Below are 19,419 nucleotides of genomic sequence, written 5' to 3' on the forward strand. Positions count from 1 at the left end.
TTTCCCCTCTCGAATCAAGTTCTTATCATGCTCAGGTTCATCTATATTTCTAAATAAGCGCCTTGTGCTTTGAGTATGGATTGCACTTCCTTGATGTCCACACCCTGCACGCGGATGCCGTTCTTCGCGGCTGCCGCAGCGGCTACGCCGCCGGCATGGCCGATCGCCCCTGTCGTCGGCGTCGTCCGCATCGCTGCCTGCGCTTCGAAGGTGGCCGAAATGCATCTGCCGATGACGATCAGGTTCTCCACGGAATCCGTGATCATGCAGGAGTAAGGAATGCTGTACATGCCGCCCCATTCCAGCTTCTGATGCTTCGTTCCTTCGCCGTCCGGACTATGGATATCGATTGGATAGCCGGAATGCGCAATCGTATCCTCGAACATCCGCTGCTCCAGCAGATCCTCGGCCGTCAGCGTATACACGCCCTTAATCTGGCGGGAGCCCCGAATACCGATATTCGGGCCGGTCGATTCCACGACCGCATGCTCGAAGCCTGGAATATACTTGCGCACGAACAGCTCCAGCTCGCGGCACTGCTTCCGGCCTTCCATCTCCGCCTTGCTCAGACTGAACGCATCTGTCGGATCATGGCCGAGAATCCGGGTCGTATTCAGGATGACCTCGCCCGGGTTATTCGTCTCGAAGAACAGCACATTTTCCCGCGGAATCGAGATCTCGCCCCTCTCCTTCGCCAGCTTGAACAGACTGTCGAACCCTCCTACCGACAAGCGCGGCGCCTTCTCGATAATGGACGTGTCGCCCTGATACAGCGGAAAGTCTTCCGGATGAGCGTGAATATATTGTTTTACCTTCGGAATATCGACGTTATACATCTTCATCTTCAACGTCATCGGCTGCATGGCCCCGTCGGATTCCCTGCCCTTGGTGAACTCGGCTCCTGCGCCGACGGACAAATCACCGTCTCCCGTCCCGTCGATGAACACGGACGCCTCGATATCGCTCAGACCCGATTTATTGCATACCGTGATGCTGACGATTCGTCCGCTCTCGGTCTTCACGCCAGCCAGCATCGTATGATACAGAATCTCGCCACCGCTCCCGGTGACCATCAGCTCCAGCTCATGCTTCATTGCTTCGGCATCGAACGGGGTGACCGAATATGTGAAGCCGACCGTATCGAAAATATGCCCCGGCGACTTGCCCTGCTTCTTCAGCCGTTCAATCAACTGATCCGTAAACCCTTGAATGGCAAGCTTCTCTCCCGCATGGAATGTCATCATTGGGCCTACCCCATTCGCAGTAAGCGTCCCGCCCAGAAATCCGTGCGACTCTACAATCAGTGTCTTCGCCCCCAAGCTGGATGCCGCAACGGCAGCCATCGCTCCCGATATGCCGCCGCCCATGACCACCACATCATATTTCAGCCTGTTCCCCATTCTGTCCTCGCTCCTTCTGATTAAGTGATGTATGATTGCTGCTTACCCATAGCCTATCAGACAAAAACTTCATTGTAAATGCTTTCAGGAAAATAATTTTCTATATATCCGTAAATTATGTTTATTATTTTCCAAGTGTTCTTAATCTATGATCTATCGCATAAAGCGCAAGAAATCACCGAAGCTTGTGCTCCCGTGATCTGACCTTGCGTCTGAAAATTTATATTCATACTTTTCGATTTATTTTCATTAATGTAAAAAGACGGTGAAACCCCGATTTCAATCATTAAAGGAGAGAACTGGTATGTACGGATGGATGCCGGGCCGCTTCGGCATAGTTATGCATGTCAAATGGTTTGCAGCAGATCAGGAGTGGACCCCGCAAACGATGGATCGAGTCATTACCCCTACTTTTCTGTTCTGGTTGGGCTTTACATTCATTGTCTTGCTCCTTGTCGTCCTGTTAAATGAATCGTTGGAACGCCTTCGCGTTGTCCGCAAGGTTCATTCTTTGTTCAATCGGTTAAAACGCTTTCAACTTACGATTATGCGGGTTGGCATCGGGCTTGGCCTCCTCTTGCAGCTCGTCACTCGGACGTACATCGCTCCCACGCTGGCCGTCGACATATGGTGGGTCTACGGCCTGCTCATCGTTGGCCTGCTTGGCCTGCTGCACCGGAAGCTGATTGCCGTAAGCGGAGCGGCTCTTGCTACCTTATATGTTAAAGCGATTATCGAATATGGACTGTTCCATTCGCTCGACTATATGTTCTATGTCGGTGTCATCTATTATTTGCTGTTCTACCATAGGAAGTGGGGCCGTTCTTGTCTCCCGGTGCTCTTTTTTTGGGCCGGACTGTCTCTTGCCTGGTTAGCTATGGAAAAGATGACGCTGGCGAAGCTGGCCGGTTCATTAATACACGAGTACAGCCTTCCTACATTGGGCTTTACCGTTGAAGATTTCGTGCTGATCAGCGCCTTTATCGAGCTGGGGTTGGCCTGGGCTTTTATCGTGGGCGTCATGAACCGGTTCACGGCTCTGCTGCTGACCGGATTATTTGTGGCCACCACCACCGTATTCGGCGCGACCGAGATCATCGGCCACATGGTCATGCATACGCTGCTGGTTATCTTCTTGATCGTCGGCAGAGACGATTCCAAGACGCTCTATCATGTTCACCGTTCACCCAAGCTGCGCTGCTTCTTCATGGTTTTTCATTTCACTGTATTGCTGTTCGTCCTCATGCCGATCTACATATGGATGGGGCAGCCGGAGAGCGGCTTGAATGTCGACAGCCATTTTCATGCCCCATCTCACACTCATCCTGGTTCGGACACCGCTCCTGCCGGATCTGCGCATCACTCGCATCACGAGTGACTGGTTATTTGTTAAAACGGCTCAATAGCCGCTCAGCGACCACAGCCACCTCGGCGCGGGTGATTGGATGATTGGGTTCAAAATTCCCGGAGTCGCGACCTACCATAATGCCGGCATCGATCACCGCCCTGATCTGTGCTTCCGCCCAGTGGCCGATGATGTCGGGTGGAACCGGCTTATCGCTTCCCTTCATTGCTTTTTCTACCAATTGCATAAACTCCTGCCACCGCGGGAGAATACGGGACGGGCACGCCTTCCCGCTCCAGTGGCGGTGTGGTACGACAGCGCTCAGCCCGATGCCGTACCGCTTGGCCAGCAGAGCAATCAGCTCCGCGGCCCGCTGCCATGCCAACGGCTCGTCCATTCCCTGGTACATGCAAACCTCGATCCCGATGGATGACGCATTTCCGGGGCCGCTGCCGTCGCCGGCGTGCCAGCCCTGCTCATTATCTCGCAGACTCTGGTAGATTTCATGGTCATCTACCGTGTAGTGCCAGCTTGTCTGCGTTCCGCCGCTCCCGTTCAAAATATAACGGCTATGCGCTTCGGCCGTAGCCCCCGGAGCGGTATTATCCGTATTGTGAACGGTAATATATTGCGGCTTCATCGGGCGGCTCGGCTTGTTCGGACGGCCGTCGGGTAGCAATCGCTGCTTGATCTCGATAGTCACTTTTCATCAGCTCTCTTCAGCAATATTTTTCTGGAAGAAAACAAGTCCGATTGCGATAGAAAGAGTGACTGTTTCGCTATGATGTTCTACTTCTATCTTCCATAGTAAATTTTATGAAGAGAAGATAGAGTGCGCCGCTTGCATATGTCCCGTGCCAAAAGATTGTTTTTACGGTTATACTCATGGATCTCACGACGGCTGGCAGGGTTAAAGACGCTGTCCTAAAAACATTAGAATTAAATGCCGAACCTCCACCTTATTCGGATCAAAAGTCTGCTCGCCCGTATAGAAATCGTGCAGCATCGGGTTGTCAATCTTTTGCAAATTGTAGTTCACATCAATGGTCCAGGCGATTTCCTTCGTTGTTGCGTCATAAGAGCCAATTTTTTTGCCTTTATTTTTGGTGTAAACGTCCGGATAATAATCGATTCCTTCGTATTTGGCGTCTGGCTTTCAGTGCCCTCGTCCGCCTTCGTTTCAAAGTCACAGAATAGTCTCCGTCTTTGCCATCCGGATTTGGACTAATGGACCGGCACGGTAAAGTTAGCATCATCCCTAATATTCCATGCAGACGACGACCCATCCCATTGATAGACGACCAAAGCCGCAACAATACGCATATCGGCCGCCATATTCCGCAACGATTCATTCGGAACACGCGGCGAACTGATTTCCACCCGCTTTTGCGAAGGCAGCACCGAAGACAAATTAAGGACAGTTTCGCTTCCATTGATGTAAGGAAGCAAAAGAAAAGGGCTTACATTATAGAAAATTTCTCTCCATAAAGATAAGCCCTCCTTTTTGTTATTTTTTTGTGATCGAATTTACTATGACAGCTTCATACTAGTATATGTCTAGTGGATAGATAGAGTGTGAAGCTTAGCCCTGCCTTCAATAGGGTAGGCCTAAGCCAGGATAGCTCGGGCATTGCGAAGCACAGCTTTCATACATTCTGATTCTACATGGATATTCCCTACGATTTTCATTCTCCGATTTCTTACATCCAGGCTTTTCAATTGATCAGTAAGGACAACCCCTGTAAACGGAAGTCCTTCCGGAAGGGGAACTTCAAAAGGATAATTTTTGACTTGGCTTGTAATCGGACATACAACCGCAAAACCGGTCACTTCATTGAAATCGAATTCGGACAGCACAATGGCGGGCCGCCGGCCGCCCTGTTCATGTCCGGCTTGCGGATCAAAGTTAAGCCATACTAAATCGCCACGTCCTGGAACCGTCAAATCATTTCGTCTCCTTCAATTCCTACATCCACTTCGTCATGACGAGGCGAATCTGGCTTAATTTTGGACAGAAGCAATTTCAAATGAGCGCGCAACTCCTCGTTCGATTCTTGCGGCTTTTTCGTAGGGCGAAGCAATAAATCATTTTCTGGAGTTACGATTAATTCAATTTCCGCGCCTTCTTCCAGATTAAGGCGTTTAACAATTTGGTTCGGAATACGGACAGCACTACTGTTGCCCCATTTACGGAGCGTTGCAGTCGTCATAAGAATCACGTCCTTCTCCTTCTTATGATCCAATTATACCTCAGCCCCTCGCAAAAATGTATATACTTATGATATACATTAACCTTACATTTGATACCGCCAACTGTTCTCTGGAATCTATACTAAAAGAGGCTTCTTCTCTATCCATGGCGCCCCCTCTACATCAATACGGCGACGACCGTAAGACAAGTTGTGTGGGTGAACCGGCTGGGCCTATGGATTGATTCAAAATTTTTACCCGCTTGGATTTGCTATATTGGGAAAGTTGGAAAGCCAAGCCCCATAACTAAGCATAGTTCACCTCGTCAGGCCGAATTTTGCTCGACAAGTAACATTGTCACATACAATGAAAATGGTTAATTGTCTTATATTGTCAGTACGAAAAGATTGCGGTCTAACTAATTAGGGTATTATAATAAAAAAAACATATTAGCTTCATTACGTTAAAGGAATATAGACATTAAAGGAGAGTTGGTATGTCGAGCAATGACAGACAGAAGATTATAGAAAGTGTTCCACAGAAGGGGTTTTTTGGACATCCCAAAGGCCTGTTCACCCTCTTTTTCACTGAGTTCTGGGAGCGATTTTCCTATTATGGAATGAGGGCTATCCTTGTATTCTTTATGTATTATGAAGTGTCGCAGGGCGGACTCGGGTTTCCGGAGAGCACCGCACTCGCCATAATGTCCATCTACGGATCACTCGTATATATGTCAGGCATCATCGGTGGCTGGTTGGCTGACCGTATTTTAGGTACGTCGAAAGCTGTTTTTTATGGCGGTATCTTGATTATGCTGGGTCATATTGTGCTGGCTATACCGGGCAATGCTTCGCTATTCTTTGTATCCATGATCTTGATTGTGCTTGGTACCGGCCTTCTGAAACCCAATGCATCCAGTTTAGTGGGGGATATTTACAGCGAACACGATAACCGTCGAGATGCGGGCTTTAGTATTTTCTATATGGGGATTAACCTCGGAGGCTTCCTCTCTCCATTAGTAGTAGGAACGGTCGGGATGAATAATTTCCACCTTGGTTTCGGCCTTGCGGCTATCGGGATGTTCATCGGATTGGTCGTTTTTATGGTTACCCGATCCAAAAACTTAGGCCTTGCGGGTACGATAGTGGTCAACCCGCTCTCCCCCGCTGAGAAGAAAAAGGTCTTCACAGTTCTGGGTGTGGGTGTCGTTGTTCTGGCTGCCTTGATCGCGGTTACCATTGCATTTGGTATTCTTACCTTCGATACCTTTATCAAGCTGGTTGGGATCTTAGGGCTCCTGATTCCCACCCTGTACTTTGTTGCTATGTACCGCAGTCCTAAAACAACGCCCGTCGAGCGTTCCCGAATTATTGCATACATTCCTTTGTTCATTGCATCGATTATGTTCTGGGCAATTCAGGAGCAAGGGTCCACGATTCTAGCCAACTATGCGGACAAGCGTACCCAATTGGAATTCGCAGGCATCAATCTTTCACCCGCCTGGTTCCAATCCCTGAATCCGCTCTTTATTATTATACTGGCTCCTGTATTCGCTTGGTTGTGGGTAAAGCTCGGAAATCGCCAGCCGACCATCCCGCAAAAATTCTCACTGGGCTTATTGTTCGCCGGGTTGTCCTTTTTGATCATTCTGCTGCCGGCTTACTTCGGCGGAGCCGCTTCGCTCGTCAACCCATTGTGGCTGGTGCTCAGCTACTTCGTCGTTGTACTCGGAGAGCTATGCTTGTCCCCAGTGGGTCTCTCGGCTACTACGAAGCTCGCGCCCGCTGCCTTCACGGCCCAGACCATGAGCCTGTGGTTCTTATCCAATGCCGCAGCTCAAGCCATTAACGCTCAGATCGTAAAGTTCTATACCCCAGAAACCGAGATGCTTTACTTTGGCGTTATTGGCGGGGCAGCCATCGTGCTAAGTCTCCTGCTCTACCTGTTGTCTCCAAAGATTCAGGGCTATATGAAAGGGGTAAAATAAGCAGGTCACCACTAGCATACAGCCAGATTCCTTGCCTCAAGGATGACCAATATATGTACTCGCAGCTCATGACCGTCAGTAAGCGACATTCTTCTGGCGGTCTTGGGCGTGCTCGTAAGCAAACACCCAGACTCAATGAAGCGACACAGTGTCCCAAAAATATGACGACCTAATGAATGTGACGATTCTGTGATAAGTCTACCATGTTTTTGATCTTTCTTCAACGATACCATTTATCGCAAAGATAATGTCACTATGGGATAAGAGCATGATACCGACAAGAATACAAATATACGGGGTTGGTTATGGTCCAATCCTTTTCCCATCCATCATGGAAAGTCTATCCTAACTACAAATCTACATATGCCTATCCTTACATGTCCCCTCCCTGTTGAACCTGCTATTCCTCCGCACTCACGACTAGAGGCCTAAGCTCCTTGCAAATGCCAATACATTTTTCCTGCTCCCATCCGACATAAGTATTAAAAAGACCCTTTTTTGGGACGATAAATACTCATGTCGAATTTCACTGTTTGTTGTCGAAATTCATAGACAAATTCACTACTGCAAACATCCTAGAGGAGGGGCTCTATGTTAAAAAGCATTAAACTGAAACTAATTCTATCCTTTTTAGTAACAATTCTCATTCCCATTTCATTAATTGGCGTTATTGTTCAAAATAGCATGGTAAAGGAAATAACTGATAATTTCATAACGTCAACGACGAATGAAGTCGCTCAGGTGGACGGCCGAATATCTCTTTTTTTCGATACGGTGAAAGAAAATGTCCAGTTCTTGTCTACCAGCCCGATCGTCCATAAAGCCGATGACACCATCACCTCATATATGAACCAATCACAAAGCAAAAAGGCAACACCTTCAAAGAACGGTGGCATTGAAACCGAAATTTATAAAGAATTAGAGCGTTTTGCCAAAACACATCCTAACACGTCTTCCGTGTTTTTGGGCACTGTTGACGGCGGCTACGTGCAATGGCCTGAAGAAGAAGTGGCCGCCCAATATGACCCGCGCAACCGGCCTTGGTATAGCGACGGGCTGGAGAATCCCGACCAAGTCACAATGTCTGAACCGTATGCGGATGCGGTTAGCGGCATGTTGAGAATGAGCAGCGTCACCGCCGTCAATAACGGCAGCAACAAGCCGCTGGGCGTAATCGGACTCAACATGAGCCTGAGCAAGCTGGCCGAGCAGCTCGACAGCATCAAGATTAAGACGACAGGCTATGTCATTCTGCTCTCCCATGACGGAACGATTCTGGCCCACCCGCGGAACGCGGAGCTAATATCTAAAAATATTGCTGATATCGGCGTACCGGAATTTGCCGACATCAAAGAAAAAACTTCGGATCAATTCGAGATACAGATGGATGGCACAGGCTACATGACCAATTTATATACGTCACAGCAAACCGGTTGGAAATACCTATCTGTCGTTGAAAAAAGCGAATTGACTCAAGAAGCCAACAAAATTGGGAAGATCAATCTCCTTACCAGCTCAATATGCGCTATCTTGGCCGCGCTGCTGGCGCTGGCGATTGCATCAAACATTACGAAGCCGCTTCAGATCGTCGTCACCAATCTGAAGGCGATTAGCGCAGGCGATTTCACGGGCGAGGTCCCCGCTTATATCCAGCAGAAAAAGGATGAAATCGGCGTGTTAGGACAATCGTTGCAGACGATGCAATCATCCATTCGCCATCTGGTTGGAGAAATACGCGGCGCCGCAAACACATTGGCAGCCTCCTCGGAGGAGTTGTCTGCCCACACGGCAGCGAGCACGGAACAAATTCAAGAAGTCGGATCTGTCGTTAAGATTGTCTCAAGCGGCGCTGAGACGCAGATGCGGGGCACGGAAGAAGGCTCCAAGGCGATGGAGGAGATGTCCATCGGCATTCAGCGCATCGCGGAGAGTACAACCAACATATCGGAAACGTCGATGGATACGTCCGAGCAGGCGCAGAATGGTAACATGCTGCTGCAGGAAGCGGTACAGCAGATGAACACGATTGATGAATCGGTACGTAATTCGGGAGTCTTGGTTCAAAACCTGGGCGCGCGCTCGGAACAGATGGCCTCTATCGTCGATGCCATCACCCAAATCGCAACGCAGACGAACCTGCTTGCCCTTAATGCATCAATTGAAGCCGCCCGCGCCGGGGAGCATGGTCAAGGCTTTGCCGTCGTTGCCCATGAGGTAAGGAAGCTCGCGGAACGCTCGGCAGAGTCCGCGCGCGAAATCTCCGACCTGATCGAAGAAGCGACAAATGATGCCTACAAGGCCGTCGAGTCGATGGATGACGTTCGGAAAAGCGTTGCCGATGGCATTTACAAAGTACAAAACTCTGGGGAACTGATCCAAAGCATCTTAGCGGAAATTACCGATATGGCGGGACAAATTCAAGACACGTCGGCCGTGACCGAAGAAATGTCCGCCGGCTCCGAAGAAGTACTTGCATCCGTAAATGAAATCGCCCATATCGCCGAGAAGAACGCGGAACATGCCACAACACTCGTGAAGTTCACGGATCAGCAGCTGCAGGATATGTCCACCTTGATGAAAAATGCGGAGCAGCTTAATCAAATGGCACAGACGTTGAGCCAAATGATGAGCCAATACAAAATATAAGGGCAAAGCAAACCGGAGCAGGTATCATACCTCTGGCTCCAGGTCATCGATTTACGTGATTTCCAAGCAAAAAGGCTCCATTCGGGGCCTTTTTACCTTGCTTTACCGAGCTATTCCCCACTGTTCGCATTCATGCTCCGAGGGCTCTTTTTCATCTATCCATACACGATATGATCAGGCCCCTTCGATTTATTCTTATGTGCTACAATTACACGGGAGGGAAATATGAAGAAATACTTATACATAACGCTTACTCTTATTTTCGTAATACTCCTGGCGGCATGTTCATCGGGGAATCCGGCAGTACATGAGACAGTGCAGCCACAGCAACCAGTTGGGACACTGCAAGTATTCTATTTGGACGTAGGCCAAGGGGATTCTACTCTGATCAAGACTCCAAAAGGACAGCATATCTTAATTGACGGCGGAGACAATCATAAGGGGAAGGATGTCGTCGAATACCTTGAAAGTCTCGGCATCACGCAATTGGATGTGGTGATTGCAACCCATCCGGACGCCGACCATATAGGCGGTCTGGATACGGTGATTGATGCGATACCAGTAAAGTCTGTTTATGCCCCAAAAATCAGCCACACGACCAATACATACCGAGACTTTTTAATGGCTGTAAAAAACAGAGGATTGAAGATAAAGACGGCCAAGGCAGGCCTTGACATCCCGCTGGAAGGGGTCACGGCGGAGTTCGTCGCCCCCGTCGCCGAGTATGGCAAGGATCTGAATGCTTGGAGCGCCGTGCTGCGGCTGACGTATGGCAACACCTCCTTCCTATTCACCGGCGATGCTGAAGCCCGGAGCGAAGCCGATATGTTGAAGCAGCCGGAGACACTGCATGCCGACGTGCTGAAGGTCGGACATCATGGGTCGGACACGTCTACGTCACAGGAATTTCTTGACGCCGTGCAACCAGCCTACGCTGTGATTAGTGCGGGATTGGACAATAAATACGGTCATCCCAAGAAGGTTGTCATGAACCGGCTCAAGAAGGCCGGCGTTGAAATATATCGAACTGACAAGCAAGGAACAATCACCGCAATAAGTGACGGGAAAAACATCAGATTCGAAACAACAAGATAAAAGCCTCGGATTACTCCGGGGCTTTTGCTCATCCGTATACGGGTTATTGCATTGTTGACACATATAAACACAATTTACCCATTTCCTTTTCATCAATGCCTTACAATTGCAGAGAGCCGGATCTTTTGATTTTGCCGCAGCCGGCTTCTCCGCTCGCTGTAATTCCTCTCTCCAATCCTTCACTCGTCCCTCACCCCTAAAATATCATCTACATTTATCCAGCGCCGTTCCCTGTGATGCTGCGCACACTGATGCATTAATAACGCTTCCTTGTGTTGGGGAATGATCATTCGACTCGATTCCCATAGATCGTTATTTTCAAGTTTCTTAACCCAATAATAAGAACTCTTGTTCGATAATAGTATGTGCGAATACGTATTCAGGATACAACGGGATTCAATACCCAAAAACAAAACAAAAAAATCCGCAGGGAGTTCGTCCCTACGGCTCACAGTTATATTCTAGTCAGCAGATCGATTCCCGCGACAAGTCGTCTTCCGAACCTCCTACCTCATCATAACGCAAAACGGTCTCCAGCCCTCCGAAGGACGGGGAGACCGTTTTAGCTTTTCCTCTATTTATCGCGGACTCTCTTTCGTATCTCCTTCCGTCTTCTTAGGATCGACCGTGCCTGCATAAGGCAGCATCAGGTCCGGGATCGTATGACATTGCGAGTTCCGCTCAATTTTTCATAGAATAACCGCTTATCCCCCCGGGAGATATGGAGCAACACATGAAGAACGACGAACGCATTGAAGACGAACCATAGCATGATGATTATCGACCCGAAGGGTTCCACTAATGTCATCCCTCCGAAAATAATAGTGTAGAAAAATAAATGATTTATCCCGCCGATGCCGAAGTACAGCAATCCGTATCGAATGAGCAGACCTTTGAAGGAGAGCTTCTTCGGCCCTTCTGGATCCGCCGCCAAGCGGTCATCGATCAGATGGATGCGCATCACCCATTTCCCGAACGTCTTACCCCCGGTCCACATCGGGATTAGCATGAAATAGACAGTAATCGTTATCGGCATGAAAAAGAAAATATGTGCCAGCGTGGTATAGAAAATAAGCGCCTTCGCCGGCCATCCACTGTACTGCACCAGATCATTTCCATTCACAACGAGCATAGCAATGATCCAGTGAATAAATCCGATGCACAAATGGTCAAGCAACAGTGCAATGACCCGGCGAAAAAAGCCGACAGGCCTGCGCGTCAGATCCACATCCAATTGGCTGCTGCCCATTGGGAAAAGCCCCCGTTTCCGCTGGGTATCCGCTCGGTTGGGAGAGGCAGAATGACGATAAAAAACGCGAAAAAAATAAAGCAGCATCGAGTACAGTACAAGCGACCAGATGTTATTCAAATAGCCGTATTTGTGGTACTGCGCAATTAAAAGCGTCAAAAAAAAGGTTGCGATCGGAAATGTAATAAATGCGATTTTGATCAGAGCTAAATTGGGATTCATGTTGGCTGGCCTTACCCCCTGTTGCACAGTCATGTTGTATTGCGCATGGCTGCCGCACACCGAAGTCTTATTTTCGATGCAAACGTATACGGCCATTCCCTCAACGTTCGTCTATTTTACCATATTTCACTGAATTCTCCGATAAAAATCGTGCAACTCCATGGCTCCGTTACGGTCCTCTGCCCGTTGTCATACTCGCAATCTTGAGAATAGTAATACTTGAGATAGGTTACTCCTTCAAGACAGAACGAAAAAATGCAAGCCGTCACTATACATTTGGAAAAATGAAGGAGATGGAATATTGAAAATTGCAATTACACCGCCGCTATCTTTTCTTGAGGGCATGGAAGACCTGGACTCTTTTGAAGAAGTGGCGGAAATTCTCTTTTGTTTTCTGGAACGTAATGACATGTTGTTGTTTAGTTACTTGGAAAGTATTTTAAGACATGTAGAACCGGAAACGAAGCAATTTCTTGAGGAAAGAACTGTTTTTATAAATAGTGAATGGGTATTGTCACATCCCCCACTAAATAAGATAAAGCCAACACTTTGGGTGCAACCCCAAAACGTAGCAGAGTCCGTCCAACTGCTAAAGATGAACAGCTTGTTCACTTGCATTGTCTTGCCAAAAGGGGCGAAGTTCCATGACATGTCCTATGTTCTCGATCTGTTTGAAGGAACGGAACACGAGGTGCTGGCTATCGAACAACGAACAGCTTCCAATTCCGACTTCGAAACGCATGTGCTTCCCAAACTCCAAAATCTCCTTTGCACAAAGCTGCAAATCATCACGCCAAAATAAAAGCTGAAAGGTACAGGACTTGAATGAGCAAAGAGCACAAATGGTGGATACACCTCACGTCAATGACTCTAAGACACCAGGTGAGGTAAGAAAGCCATACCCTGGGGAAATACCGGTATTAGAATAGCATCCATTGATAATCCTGGATGACAGGTTTCAATTCATTTGATGGGGACTGAACTGGAGAAATCAACGGCAATTTGATCGTAAAGTTCCTCGGTCTATTCATTTTTTTGTACTTCGATACGATAATATAAATGACTCAACTTTTACAAAAGTGGCGTTCCTTTGACGTATTTGACTCATAATGGCTGCTAGCAGACTCCATCGCGAAAAAAGTAAAAGACTAGCTATTGAAGTGCTTCTTTCAAATCTTGATTTTCAAACAGATGGATGATCTCTAGTTTTGCAGATGCAGGAATTTACGCCAAGCGAGAGTCAAAAAGTAAAACGTGAATATTTTCTTGGGGAGGTTTTGAAATTATGCATAATTTGGGGTGAAGTATAGCGCAAGCTGGCGTCACAAACCAAGGACTATCTCAAAGTCCATCATCGATTGTTAAATCCAGATAAGAGTGGAAATCGAAAGAAGTACATGGTGTGACTGCTCTCCAACCTTTGCTGTTGCAAACCTGAGGTTGAGCGTGGTTAGAGCAAGAGAACCGATGGAGCACGATGCGTATCTGGACAAATGAAATTGTAAACTATCGGCACTGGCGATGGACGATTGCAACTGTTGAAGGCTGTTATAATCGTAATAAGGCTTAGCAACAACGACATTACTTCACCGAAATCGTATTCGGTATAAAGACGGATCCCTCTGAAATGTAACCGCTTACTCTATTCTCGCAAATATTGTCATTTAAGGAAGGGAGTTATCTTTTATGAAGAAAAAATCAATGTTGTTAATCTTGTCGACAGTTTTAATTTTATCTTTAATGAGTGGCTCAATTATTACAGCTAGTCCTTCAACTTCTTTAGTAAACGAGGTAACTGAAGCTCAAAAAGCTCCTGTAATGATGGCATACTATAGAACATGGCGTGACGTAACCATGCCTCATGATGCAAATTCAACTCTACCATACCCTAATGTGATAGCTATGACAGACATTCCTGAAGAAATCGATATCGTTTCCGTCTTCCACTATGTAAAACCAGGTACCGATGAACAACTATTTTGGGACACGCTTCGTGATACGTATGTGCCTATCTTACACGAACGTCAAACCAAAGTGATACGCACTATAGATATAAGGGAACTATATAACGTACCTAGTACTGGTACAATGCCTACATCCAAAGAATATGATGATCATGCGCAATCCTTAATAGATAAATACTTGACTCCCTACAATTTAGATGGCTTAGATATTGATATGGAGGAAACTTTAACTCAAGAAAAAGAAACAAAAGCTTTTGGTGTTTTTGAAGCTCTGTCTAAACGGTTAGGACCGCTGTCAAATAGTGGGAAACTACTTATCTATGATACAAACAAAGACAACCATAGCCTATTCAAAAAAGTAGCTCCATTTTGTGATTATTTGTTTCTACAAGCTTATGGCAGAGACCCTGGTAGATTAGATAGTACATGGGCAACTTATAAAAATACAATCCTCCCTGATCAGTTTCTTCCGGGGATATCTTTTCAGGAAGAATTAGGTGCAAACTGGAATGATACTCAGGAACCATTTGAAACAAGTAGAGCTTACAAATATGCTGTTTGGCAACCGGAAGATGGTCCCAAGGGAGGAATGTTTATCTATGCCATCGATAGAGATGGAAAAGAATACGGAGATAATACAATTACTAAAACAGACTTTAGTTGGACAAAGAAATTAATTGATGTCATGAAAAGTAAATGAATACACAGGAAGCCCTTCGTCCTACAAAGGATGAAGGGCTTTTTTATGACCATCGGTATAACCTTATCATATATTTGACAGTTTAGTTGGATCAATTCCTCGCGGGAATGTTTCTTCAAAGCAATTCTTCTTTTCGTATAAGTCATACCAAGCTTCTGCAATATGATCTGGATCTCCAGCAGTACCTGCCTGTATGAATGTTCCGATTGATAGATGTCCGACATAAATTCCTTTTTCTTTTAATTCATTGTAAAGGTTCGTTGCATAATTGCGAAGACCGGACATGACGATTCCGACATTCCCTATAGACGGCATTGGAAACATTGCAGATAAGCCTGTTGTAAAAAGAATCGCTCCCGAACGATTCTTTATCATGTCGGGCAATACTTCATTGACAGCAAGAATCGCAGGCAGTATATGGCCATTTACTTGTTCTAAGACGTTTTCAGGTGTTGTTTCCAACACATGTCTGAAAATACCCGGTCCTGAATAAGGGCTATATTCGAGCACATCAATACGGCCAAAGTCTTGTTTAGCAGCCTGTAAAGCTTGCTTTAGAGCTGGCAAATCCGTAACATCTGCGACATACGACTTCGCTTCAATATTTAGCTTGTTTAGTTCACTTATGATCATCCCCAATTTCTCAGGGTTACGTGCAATGGCAGCTACCTTAAAGCCTTTCTTACCGAATTTTTTCGCAAGTGACAATCCTAACCCAGGTCCCGCACCAATAATTGCAATTGTTTTCATTTCTCCATAACCCCTTCCAATAATTGAACAGTATTCTTGTAAAGTCGCTGAGCATTTTCTCTGTCGAAAGTTTTCTTCGTCAGACTTACTTCTTTTCGTTGGATATAAGCCGTTAAATTAGGCTTTGGCGGCTTGTCCAAAGAGAACGTACTTGATCTTTCTGACCGTATCCGTGTCGGCAAAAGCAACGCCGAGCAAATCGTTCAACCGGCTGCCGTGATACCGGGCTTTAGAGCCGGTATAATTGTTCTTGTTTTGGATATCATTTAGATCAACCGTCCCGTTCATGCCTGGCGCGCAAACGTTAACGATAATGGGAGCATCCGATTTTTCCAAGGAGCTCTTTAAAGCCAAAACTAAGAACAAATCTGCTCAGATAAGACAACGTGAAACTAAATTCAAATCCCTCTTGCGTTTCCGTATATTCTTTTTTAGTCTTGTGACTGGTCGCAGAGAAAACAACCATATCCAGAGAATGAAACCTGCTTTTTACTTCTTCAATAATGCGCTTGTCCTCTTTAACCGAACTCAAATCTGCTTGAAGAAAAATTGCTCTTTCTTCTACTCCTAATTGTGTAGACTCACTTAAATATAGATTGCCTTTAGCAACCGAACTGCCTATAACGATGACGCGATCGCCTTTTTTTAAATAGTGAGTAGCAATCCCTTTTCCGATTCCATCTGTTCCACCTGTCACCAGTAGTGTTTTCATTTATCATTCCCCTTATTCTTGACAGTTAGAGCTTAAAAGCGACTAGACCTTTCGATGAATCTTTTACCTTCATCTTTTATGAACTCCTTAAAAGTGATATCTTAAACAAACACATGTTGCTTTAATAAAAATACAACTATTCTCTAAGTAGAACAACCAACAATGAGGTGGAGAATGTTGCTATAGCCACAGTATTGAAAAATTGTCAAGTTAGGAGAATTTGAGCTTCGCTCAAACATGCACATAAAAGGAGTGAATGAAGTGGGGACAAAAGTAAGGAATCTGCGGATGACTCAAACTAAGCAGTCTTTGATTAAAGCTTTTGTTAATTTAGTGAATGAAAAGGATTTTGAAAAAATCACAATTGCTGATTTAACAGAAAGGGCTCAAGTGAATCGAGCTACCTTCTATGCGCACTTTCATGATAAGTACGAATTATTGGACTATATCGTGGGGGACTCTGCCTCGACTGCTATCATGAATCGAACGAAAGGGGAAGTAAAATTCGATAAAGAGGGCATTGCTCAACTTGTCTTGGCTTTATGCGATTTCTATCAACAGCCCAACATTAATTGCCGCAGGAGCTATGTAGCTTTAGTCGTACCGCAATTGAAAGACAAAGCGATAAAAGAGTTGAATGCTTATTTGTTAAAGGGGCTACAATCCCTCTGTTCACAGGATGAAATAGCTCTTTATACACCTGTCTTTGCACAAATGATCCATGAAAGCGCCTTTCAATGGGCCACGGGGAATATAGCTTTAGATAAAGAGGAAATTGCCAAGAAGGTCGCATTGTTAGTAGTTAATGGGTTCAGTTCTTCTGTAAGTTCGTTAAGCTAACGAGAAAGGTTAGTTGAATAAACTCCGTATTGTTGCAGTTAAATTTGATATGCCTTTTTATGCCGAACGTCCGCCCAAGAAATGGGTGGAACTAGGCGACAATACTGTTGCTGTTAGAATTGACTTGTCGGCTATACAAGAAATTACACTGAGTTCCCGTTCATTTGACTACAGGGCAAGCATTGAAATCTTCAAGGATGAGACCGATTTAATTGTAGTTAAAATTACTGGAACGGTTAATGCCCTAATAAAGGCCGAATCGGGATTTATTCAATCTGTTACTGGTTATTTTAATTAGATAGACGCCCTGAATGGCTACATGTCTTTCAGGGCATCTTTATCTTGTGGTAATGCATACAAGCTGTCATTTCGCGCTAAGTATGAGCCGCAGGAATGATGAGGGAATAGACTCGGCCCAAGCGCTGCTTCGGCTTATCGATCCCCCATAGCTCCTTTTCAACCAAACTTGATTAACTCCGCTACATGGAAGATATATACTAGAAAAATGTGATCATAGAAAAAAGGCTCCCGATAGGAGCCTTTTCCCTTGCTATATCAAGCTTTGCGGGCGATGGATTACATCATTCCACCCATTCCGCCCATTCCGCCCATGTCAGGCATTGCTGGCTTTTCTGGTTCTGGCTTGTCAGCGATAACCGCTTCGGTCGTCAAGAACATAGCTGCTACGGAAGCAGCGTTCTGCAGTGCGGAACGCGTTACCTTCGCAGGGTCGACGATACCCGCTTCGATCATGTTGACCCACTCATCGGTAGCGGCATTGTATCCGACACCTGTCGCTTCTTTCTTCAGGCGCTCAACGATGATGGAGCCTTCTTGACCTGCGTTGTCCGCAATCGCGCGAACCGGAGCTTCCAGCGCGCGAAGCACGATGTTAACACCAGTCAATTCGTCGTCATTAGATTGAACGGCCGCTACCGATTGGTATACGTTCATCAATGCCGTACCACCGCCGGCAACGATGCCTTCTTCCACGGCTGCGCGAGTCGCGTTCAGAGCATCTTCGATGCGGAGCTTGCGCTCTTTCAATTCGGTTTCCGTTGCAGCGCCGACTTTGATAACGGCTACGCCGCCAGCCAATTTAGCCAGACGCTCTTGCAGCTTCTCTTTGTCGAACTCGGAAGTTGTTTCTTCGAGCTGCGTACGGATTTGCTTGATGCGAGCATTGATATCTTCTTTTGCGCCAGCACCGTCAACGATGATTGTGTTTTCTTTCGTAACACGGATTTGACGTGCAGTACCCAATTGATCGATCGTAGTCGATTTCAATTCAAGTCCGAGTTCTTCCGTGATCACTTGACCGCCAGTCAATGCAGCGATATCTTGCAGCATAGCTTTGCGGCGATCGCCGAAGCCTGGAGCCTTAACGGCTACGCAAGTGAATGTGCCGCGAAGCTTATTCACGATCAAGGTTGCTTGGGCTTCGCCTTCGACATCTTCAGCGATGATCAGGAGCTGCTTGCCTTGTTGAACGACTTTCTCAAGAACAGGAAGGATTTCTTGGATGTTGGAAACCTTCTTGTCTGTGATCAAGATATATGCGTTATCGAGGATCGCTTCCATCTTGTCGGTATCCGTGATCATGTATGGAGATACATAACCGCGGTCGAATTGCATACCTTCTACAACTTCAAGCTCCGTATTGAAGCCTTTGGATTCCTCAACCGTGATTACGCCGTCATTGCCGACTTTCTCCATTGCTTCTGCGATCAATGCGCCGACTTCTTCATCATCGGCAGAGATAGCAGCAACTTGAGCGATGCTTTGCTTGTTCTCGATTGGCTTCGCAATTTTCTTCAGATCTTCGACTGCAGCTTTTACTGCTTTCTCGATCCCTTTGCGAACGACCATCGGATTGGCGCCAGCCGTAACGTTCTTCAAGCCTTCGCGAATCATCGCTTGAGCCAGAACTGTAGCGGTCGTCGTACCGTCACCGGCAACGTCATTTGTTTTGGTTGCTACTTCTTTAACCAGTTGAGCGCCCATGTTTTCAAACGCGTCTTCCAGTTCGATTTCCTTCGCAATCGTCACACCGTCGTTCGTGATAAGCGGAGCACCGAATTTCTTCTCCAATACGACGTTGCGGCCTTTCGGTCCAAGTGTCACTTTCACCGCATTAGCCAAAGCGTCAACCCCGCGAAGCATGGAACGGCGTGCGTCTTCCGAGAACTTGATTTCTTTTGCCATCGTGAAACCCTCCTCAATTCATTCAGAATGATACGACGTGCATGTATGTCCGTCTGGGAGTCTTCCATTCCGGAGACTCGAGCGTACTTATGTCAGTAAGGCTGTTCCGCCGAA

At 46.5% G+C, this 19,419-nt stretch carries 17 protein-coding genes; 8 read left to right on the forward strand and 9 right to left on the reverse strand.

Going from position 1 to position 19,419, the window contains the following annotated elements; translation table 11 throughout:
- Positions 1–41: 41 nt before the first annotated feature.
- Positions 42–1,400: an FAD-dependent oxidoreductase gene (locus DQX05_RS23900; protein WP_119795884.1), complete on the reverse strand. Its 1,359-nt coding sequence runs from the start codon at positions 1,398–1,400 to the stop codon at positions 42–44.
- Between the two features lie 304 nt (positions 1,401–1,704).
- Here DQX05_RS23900 and DQX05_RS23905 point away from each other — a divergent pair, with 304 nt between their 5' ends.
- Complete coding sequence (locus tag DQX05_RS23905) at positions 1,705–2,778, forward strand: hypothetical protein (RefSeq protein ID WP_259392199.1); 1,074 nt, start codon at positions 1,705–1,707, stop codon at positions 2,776–2,778.
- A 4-nt stretch (positions 2,779–2,782) separates the two neighbouring features.
- Here the strand turns inward: DQX05_RS23905 and DQX05_RS23910 are convergent, their stop codons facing one another.
- The 4 genes from DQX05_RS23910 to DQX05_RS23930 all read right to left on the reverse strand — a co-directional run bounded on the left by DQX05_RS23910 (position 2,783) and on the right by DQX05_RS23930 (position 4,955).
- Entirely contained in the window at positions 2,783–3,448 is a 666-nt protein-coding gene (locus DQX05_RS23910) for an N-acetylmuramoyl-L-alanine amidase (protein WP_119795885.1), read from the reverse strand.
- A 207-nt stretch (positions 3,449–3,655) separates the two neighbouring features.
- Positions 3,656–3,877 carry a collagen binding domain-containing protein gene (locus DQX05_RS33315; protein ID WP_119795886.1) on the reverse strand — a complete coding sequence of 74 codons (222 nt, stop codon included), beginning with the start codon at positions 3,875–3,877 and terminating at the stop codon, positions 3,656–3,658.
- A 476-nt stretch (positions 3,878–4,353) separates the two neighbouring features.
- Positions 4,354–4,689, reverse strand: a complete 336-nt coding sequence (locus DQX05_RS23925) for a type II toxin-antitoxin system PemK/MazF family toxin (RefSeq protein WP_119795888.1) — start codon at positions 4,687–4,689, stop codon at positions 4,354–4,356.
- The gene (locus DQX05_RS23930; RefSeq protein WP_307719709.1) at positions 4,686–4,955 is read right to left on the reverse strand and encodes an AbrB/MazE/SpoVT family DNA-binding domain-containing protein; all 270 of its coding nucleotides are present in this window, start codon (positions 4,953–4,955) and stop codon (positions 4,686–4,688) included. Before DQX05_RS23930 ends, DQX05_RS23925 begins: the two co-directional genes overlap by 4 nt.
- Before the next feature lie 476 nt (positions 4,956–5,431).
- Between DQX05_RS23930 and DQX05_RS23935 the strand changes: the two genes are divergently transcribed.
- The 3 genes from DQX05_RS23935 (at position 5,432) to DQX05_RS23945 (ending at position 10,663) form a co-directional block, all read left to right on the forward strand.
- Positions 5,432–6,922, forward strand: a complete 1,491-nt coding sequence (locus tag DQX05_RS23935) for a peptide MFS transporter (protein WP_119795890.1) — start codon at positions 5,432–5,434, stop codon at positions 6,920–6,922.
- A 591-nt stretch (positions 6,923–7,513) separates the two neighbouring features.
- Positions 7,514–9,568, forward strand: a complete 2,055-nt coding sequence (locus DQX05_RS23940) for a methyl-accepting chemotaxis protein (RefSeq protein ID WP_119795891.1) — start codon at positions 7,514–7,516, stop codon at positions 9,566–9,568.
- A 225-nt stretch (positions 9,569–9,793) separates the two neighbouring features.
- Positions 9,794–10,663: a ComEC/Rec2 family competence protein gene (locus DQX05_RS23945; RefSeq protein WP_119795892.1), complete on the forward strand. Its 870-nt coding sequence runs from the start codon at positions 9,794–9,796 to the stop codon at positions 10,661–10,663.
- Positions 10,664–11,309: 646 nt separating this feature from the next.
- Here the strand turns inward: DQX05_RS23945 and DQX05_RS23955 are convergent.
- A complete protein-coding gene (locus tag DQX05_RS23955) occupies positions 11,310–11,912 on the reverse strand; it encodes an RDD family protein (protein ID WP_259392200.1) in 603 nt (200 codons plus the stop codon).
- 523 nt (positions 11,913–12,435) lie between these two features.
- On the opposite strand from DQX05_RS23955, the gene DQX05_RS23960 reads away from it, so the two are divergent.
- A complete protein-coding gene (locus DQX05_RS23960; RefSeq protein WP_119795894.1) occupies positions 12,436–12,936 on the forward strand; it encodes a hypothetical protein in 501 nt (166 codons plus the stop codon).
- An 884-nt stretch (positions 12,937–13,820) separates the two neighbouring features.
- Positions 13,821–14,798: an EndoS/ChiA family endoglycosidase gene (locus DQX05_RS23965; RefSeq protein ID WP_119795895.1), complete on the forward strand. Its 978-nt coding sequence runs from the start codon at positions 13,821–13,823 to the stop codon at positions 14,796–14,798.
- Positions 14,799–14,864: 66 nt separating this feature from the next.
- On the opposite strand, the gene DQX05_RS23970 is transcribed toward DQX05_RS23965, so the two are convergent.
- Both DQX05_RS23970 and DQX05_RS23975 read right to left on the reverse strand, forming a co-directional pair.
- Positions 14,865–15,548 carry an SDR family NAD(P)-dependent oxidoreductase gene (locus tag DQX05_RS23970; RefSeq protein ID WP_119795896.1) on the reverse strand — a complete coding sequence of 228 codons (684 nt, stop codon included), beginning with the start codon at positions 15,546–15,548 and terminating at the stop codon, positions 14,865–14,867.
- A gap of 304 nt (positions 15,549–15,852) precedes the next feature.
- Complete coding sequence (locus DQX05_RS23975) at positions 15,853–16,260, reverse strand: SDR family NAD(P)-dependent oxidoreductase (RefSeq protein WP_119795897.1); 408 nt, start codon at positions 16,258–16,260, stop codon at positions 15,853–15,855.
- Positions 16,261–16,521: 261 nt separating this feature from the next.
- On the opposite strand from DQX05_RS23975, the gene DQX05_RS23980 reads away from it, so the two are divergent.
- Together DQX05_RS23980 and DQX05_RS23985 are read left to right on the forward strand one after the other, a co-directional pair.
- Positions 16,522–17,100, forward strand: a complete 579-nt coding sequence (locus DQX05_RS23980) for a TetR/AcrR family transcriptional regulator (protein WP_119795910.1) — start codon at positions 16,522–16,524, stop codon at positions 17,098–17,100.
- Between the two features lie 13 nt (positions 17,101–17,113).
- Positions 17,114–17,398 (forward strand): hypothetical protein, encoded by a 285-nt coding sequence (locus tag DQX05_RS23985; RefSeq protein WP_119795898.1) that lies wholly within the window; start codon positions 17,114–17,116, stop codon positions 17,396–17,398.
- 278 nt (positions 17,399–17,676) lie between these two features.
- Here the strand turns inward: DQX05_RS23985 and groL are convergent, their stop codons facing one another.
- On the reverse strand, positions 17,677–19,305 hold the full coding sequence (gene groL / locus DQX05_RS23990) for a chaperonin GroEL (RefSeq protein ID WP_119795899.1): 1,629 nt from the start codon (positions 19,303–19,305) through the stop codon (positions 17,677–17,679).
- Between the last annotated feature and the right edge of the window lie 114 nt (positions 19,306–19,419).

Origin of the sequence: Paenibacillus thiaminolyticus (genome assembly GCF_003591545.1) — a bacterium.
Lineage (GTDB): Bacteria > Bacillota > Bacilli > Paenibacillales > Paenibacillaceae > Paenibacillus_B > Paenibacillus_B thiaminolyticus_A.

What these genes read in the sequence shown, in the direction of transcription:
- DQX05_RS23900 (WP_119795884.1), bottom strand. Translation starts at nt 1,400, where the DNA reads ATGGGGAACAGGCTGAAATATGATGTGGTGGTCATGGGCGGCGGCATA.
- DQX05_RS23905 (WP_259392199.1), top strand. Translation starts at nt 1,705, where the DNA reads ATGTACGGATGGATGCCGGGCCGCTTCGGCATAGTTATGCATGTCAAA.
- DQX05_RS23930 (WP_307719709.1), bottom strand. Translation starts at nt 4,955, where the DNA reads ATGACGACTGCAACGCTCCGTAAATGGGGCAACAGTAGTGCTGTCCGT.
- DQX05_RS23935 (WP_119795890.1), top strand. Translation starts at nt 5,432, where the DNA reads ATGTCGAGCAATGACAGACAGAAGATTATAGAAAGTGTTCCACAGAAG.
- DQX05_RS23940 (WP_119795891.1), top strand. Translation starts at nt 7,514, where the DNA reads ATGTTAAAAAGCATTAAACTGAAACTAATTCTATCCTTTTTAGTAACA.
- DQX05_RS23945 (WP_119795892.1), top strand. Translation starts at nt 9,794, where the DNA reads ATGAAGAAATACTTATACATAACGCTTACTCTTATTTTCGTAATACTC.
- DQX05_RS23955 (WP_259392200.1), bottom strand. Translation starts at nt 11,912, where the DNA reads ATGGGCAGCAGCCAATTGGATGTGGATCTGACGCGCAGGCCTGTCGGC.
- DQX05_RS23965 (WP_119795895.1), top strand. Translation starts at nt 13,821, where the DNA reads ATGAAGAAAAAATCAATGTTGTTAATCTTGTCGACAGTTTTAATTTTA.
- DQX05_RS23970 (WP_119795896.1), bottom strand. Translation starts at nt 15,548, where the DNA reads ATGAAAACAATTGCAATTATTGGTGCGGGACCTGGGTTAGGATTGTCA.
- DQX05_RS23975 (WP_119795897.1), bottom strand. Translation starts at nt 16,260, where the DNA reads ATGAAAACACTACTGGTGACAGGTGGAACAGATGGAATCGGAAAAGGG.
- groL (WP_119795899.1), bottom strand. Translation starts at nt 19,305, where the DNA reads ATGGCAAAAGAAATCAAGTTCTCGGAAGACGCACGCCGTTCCATGCTT.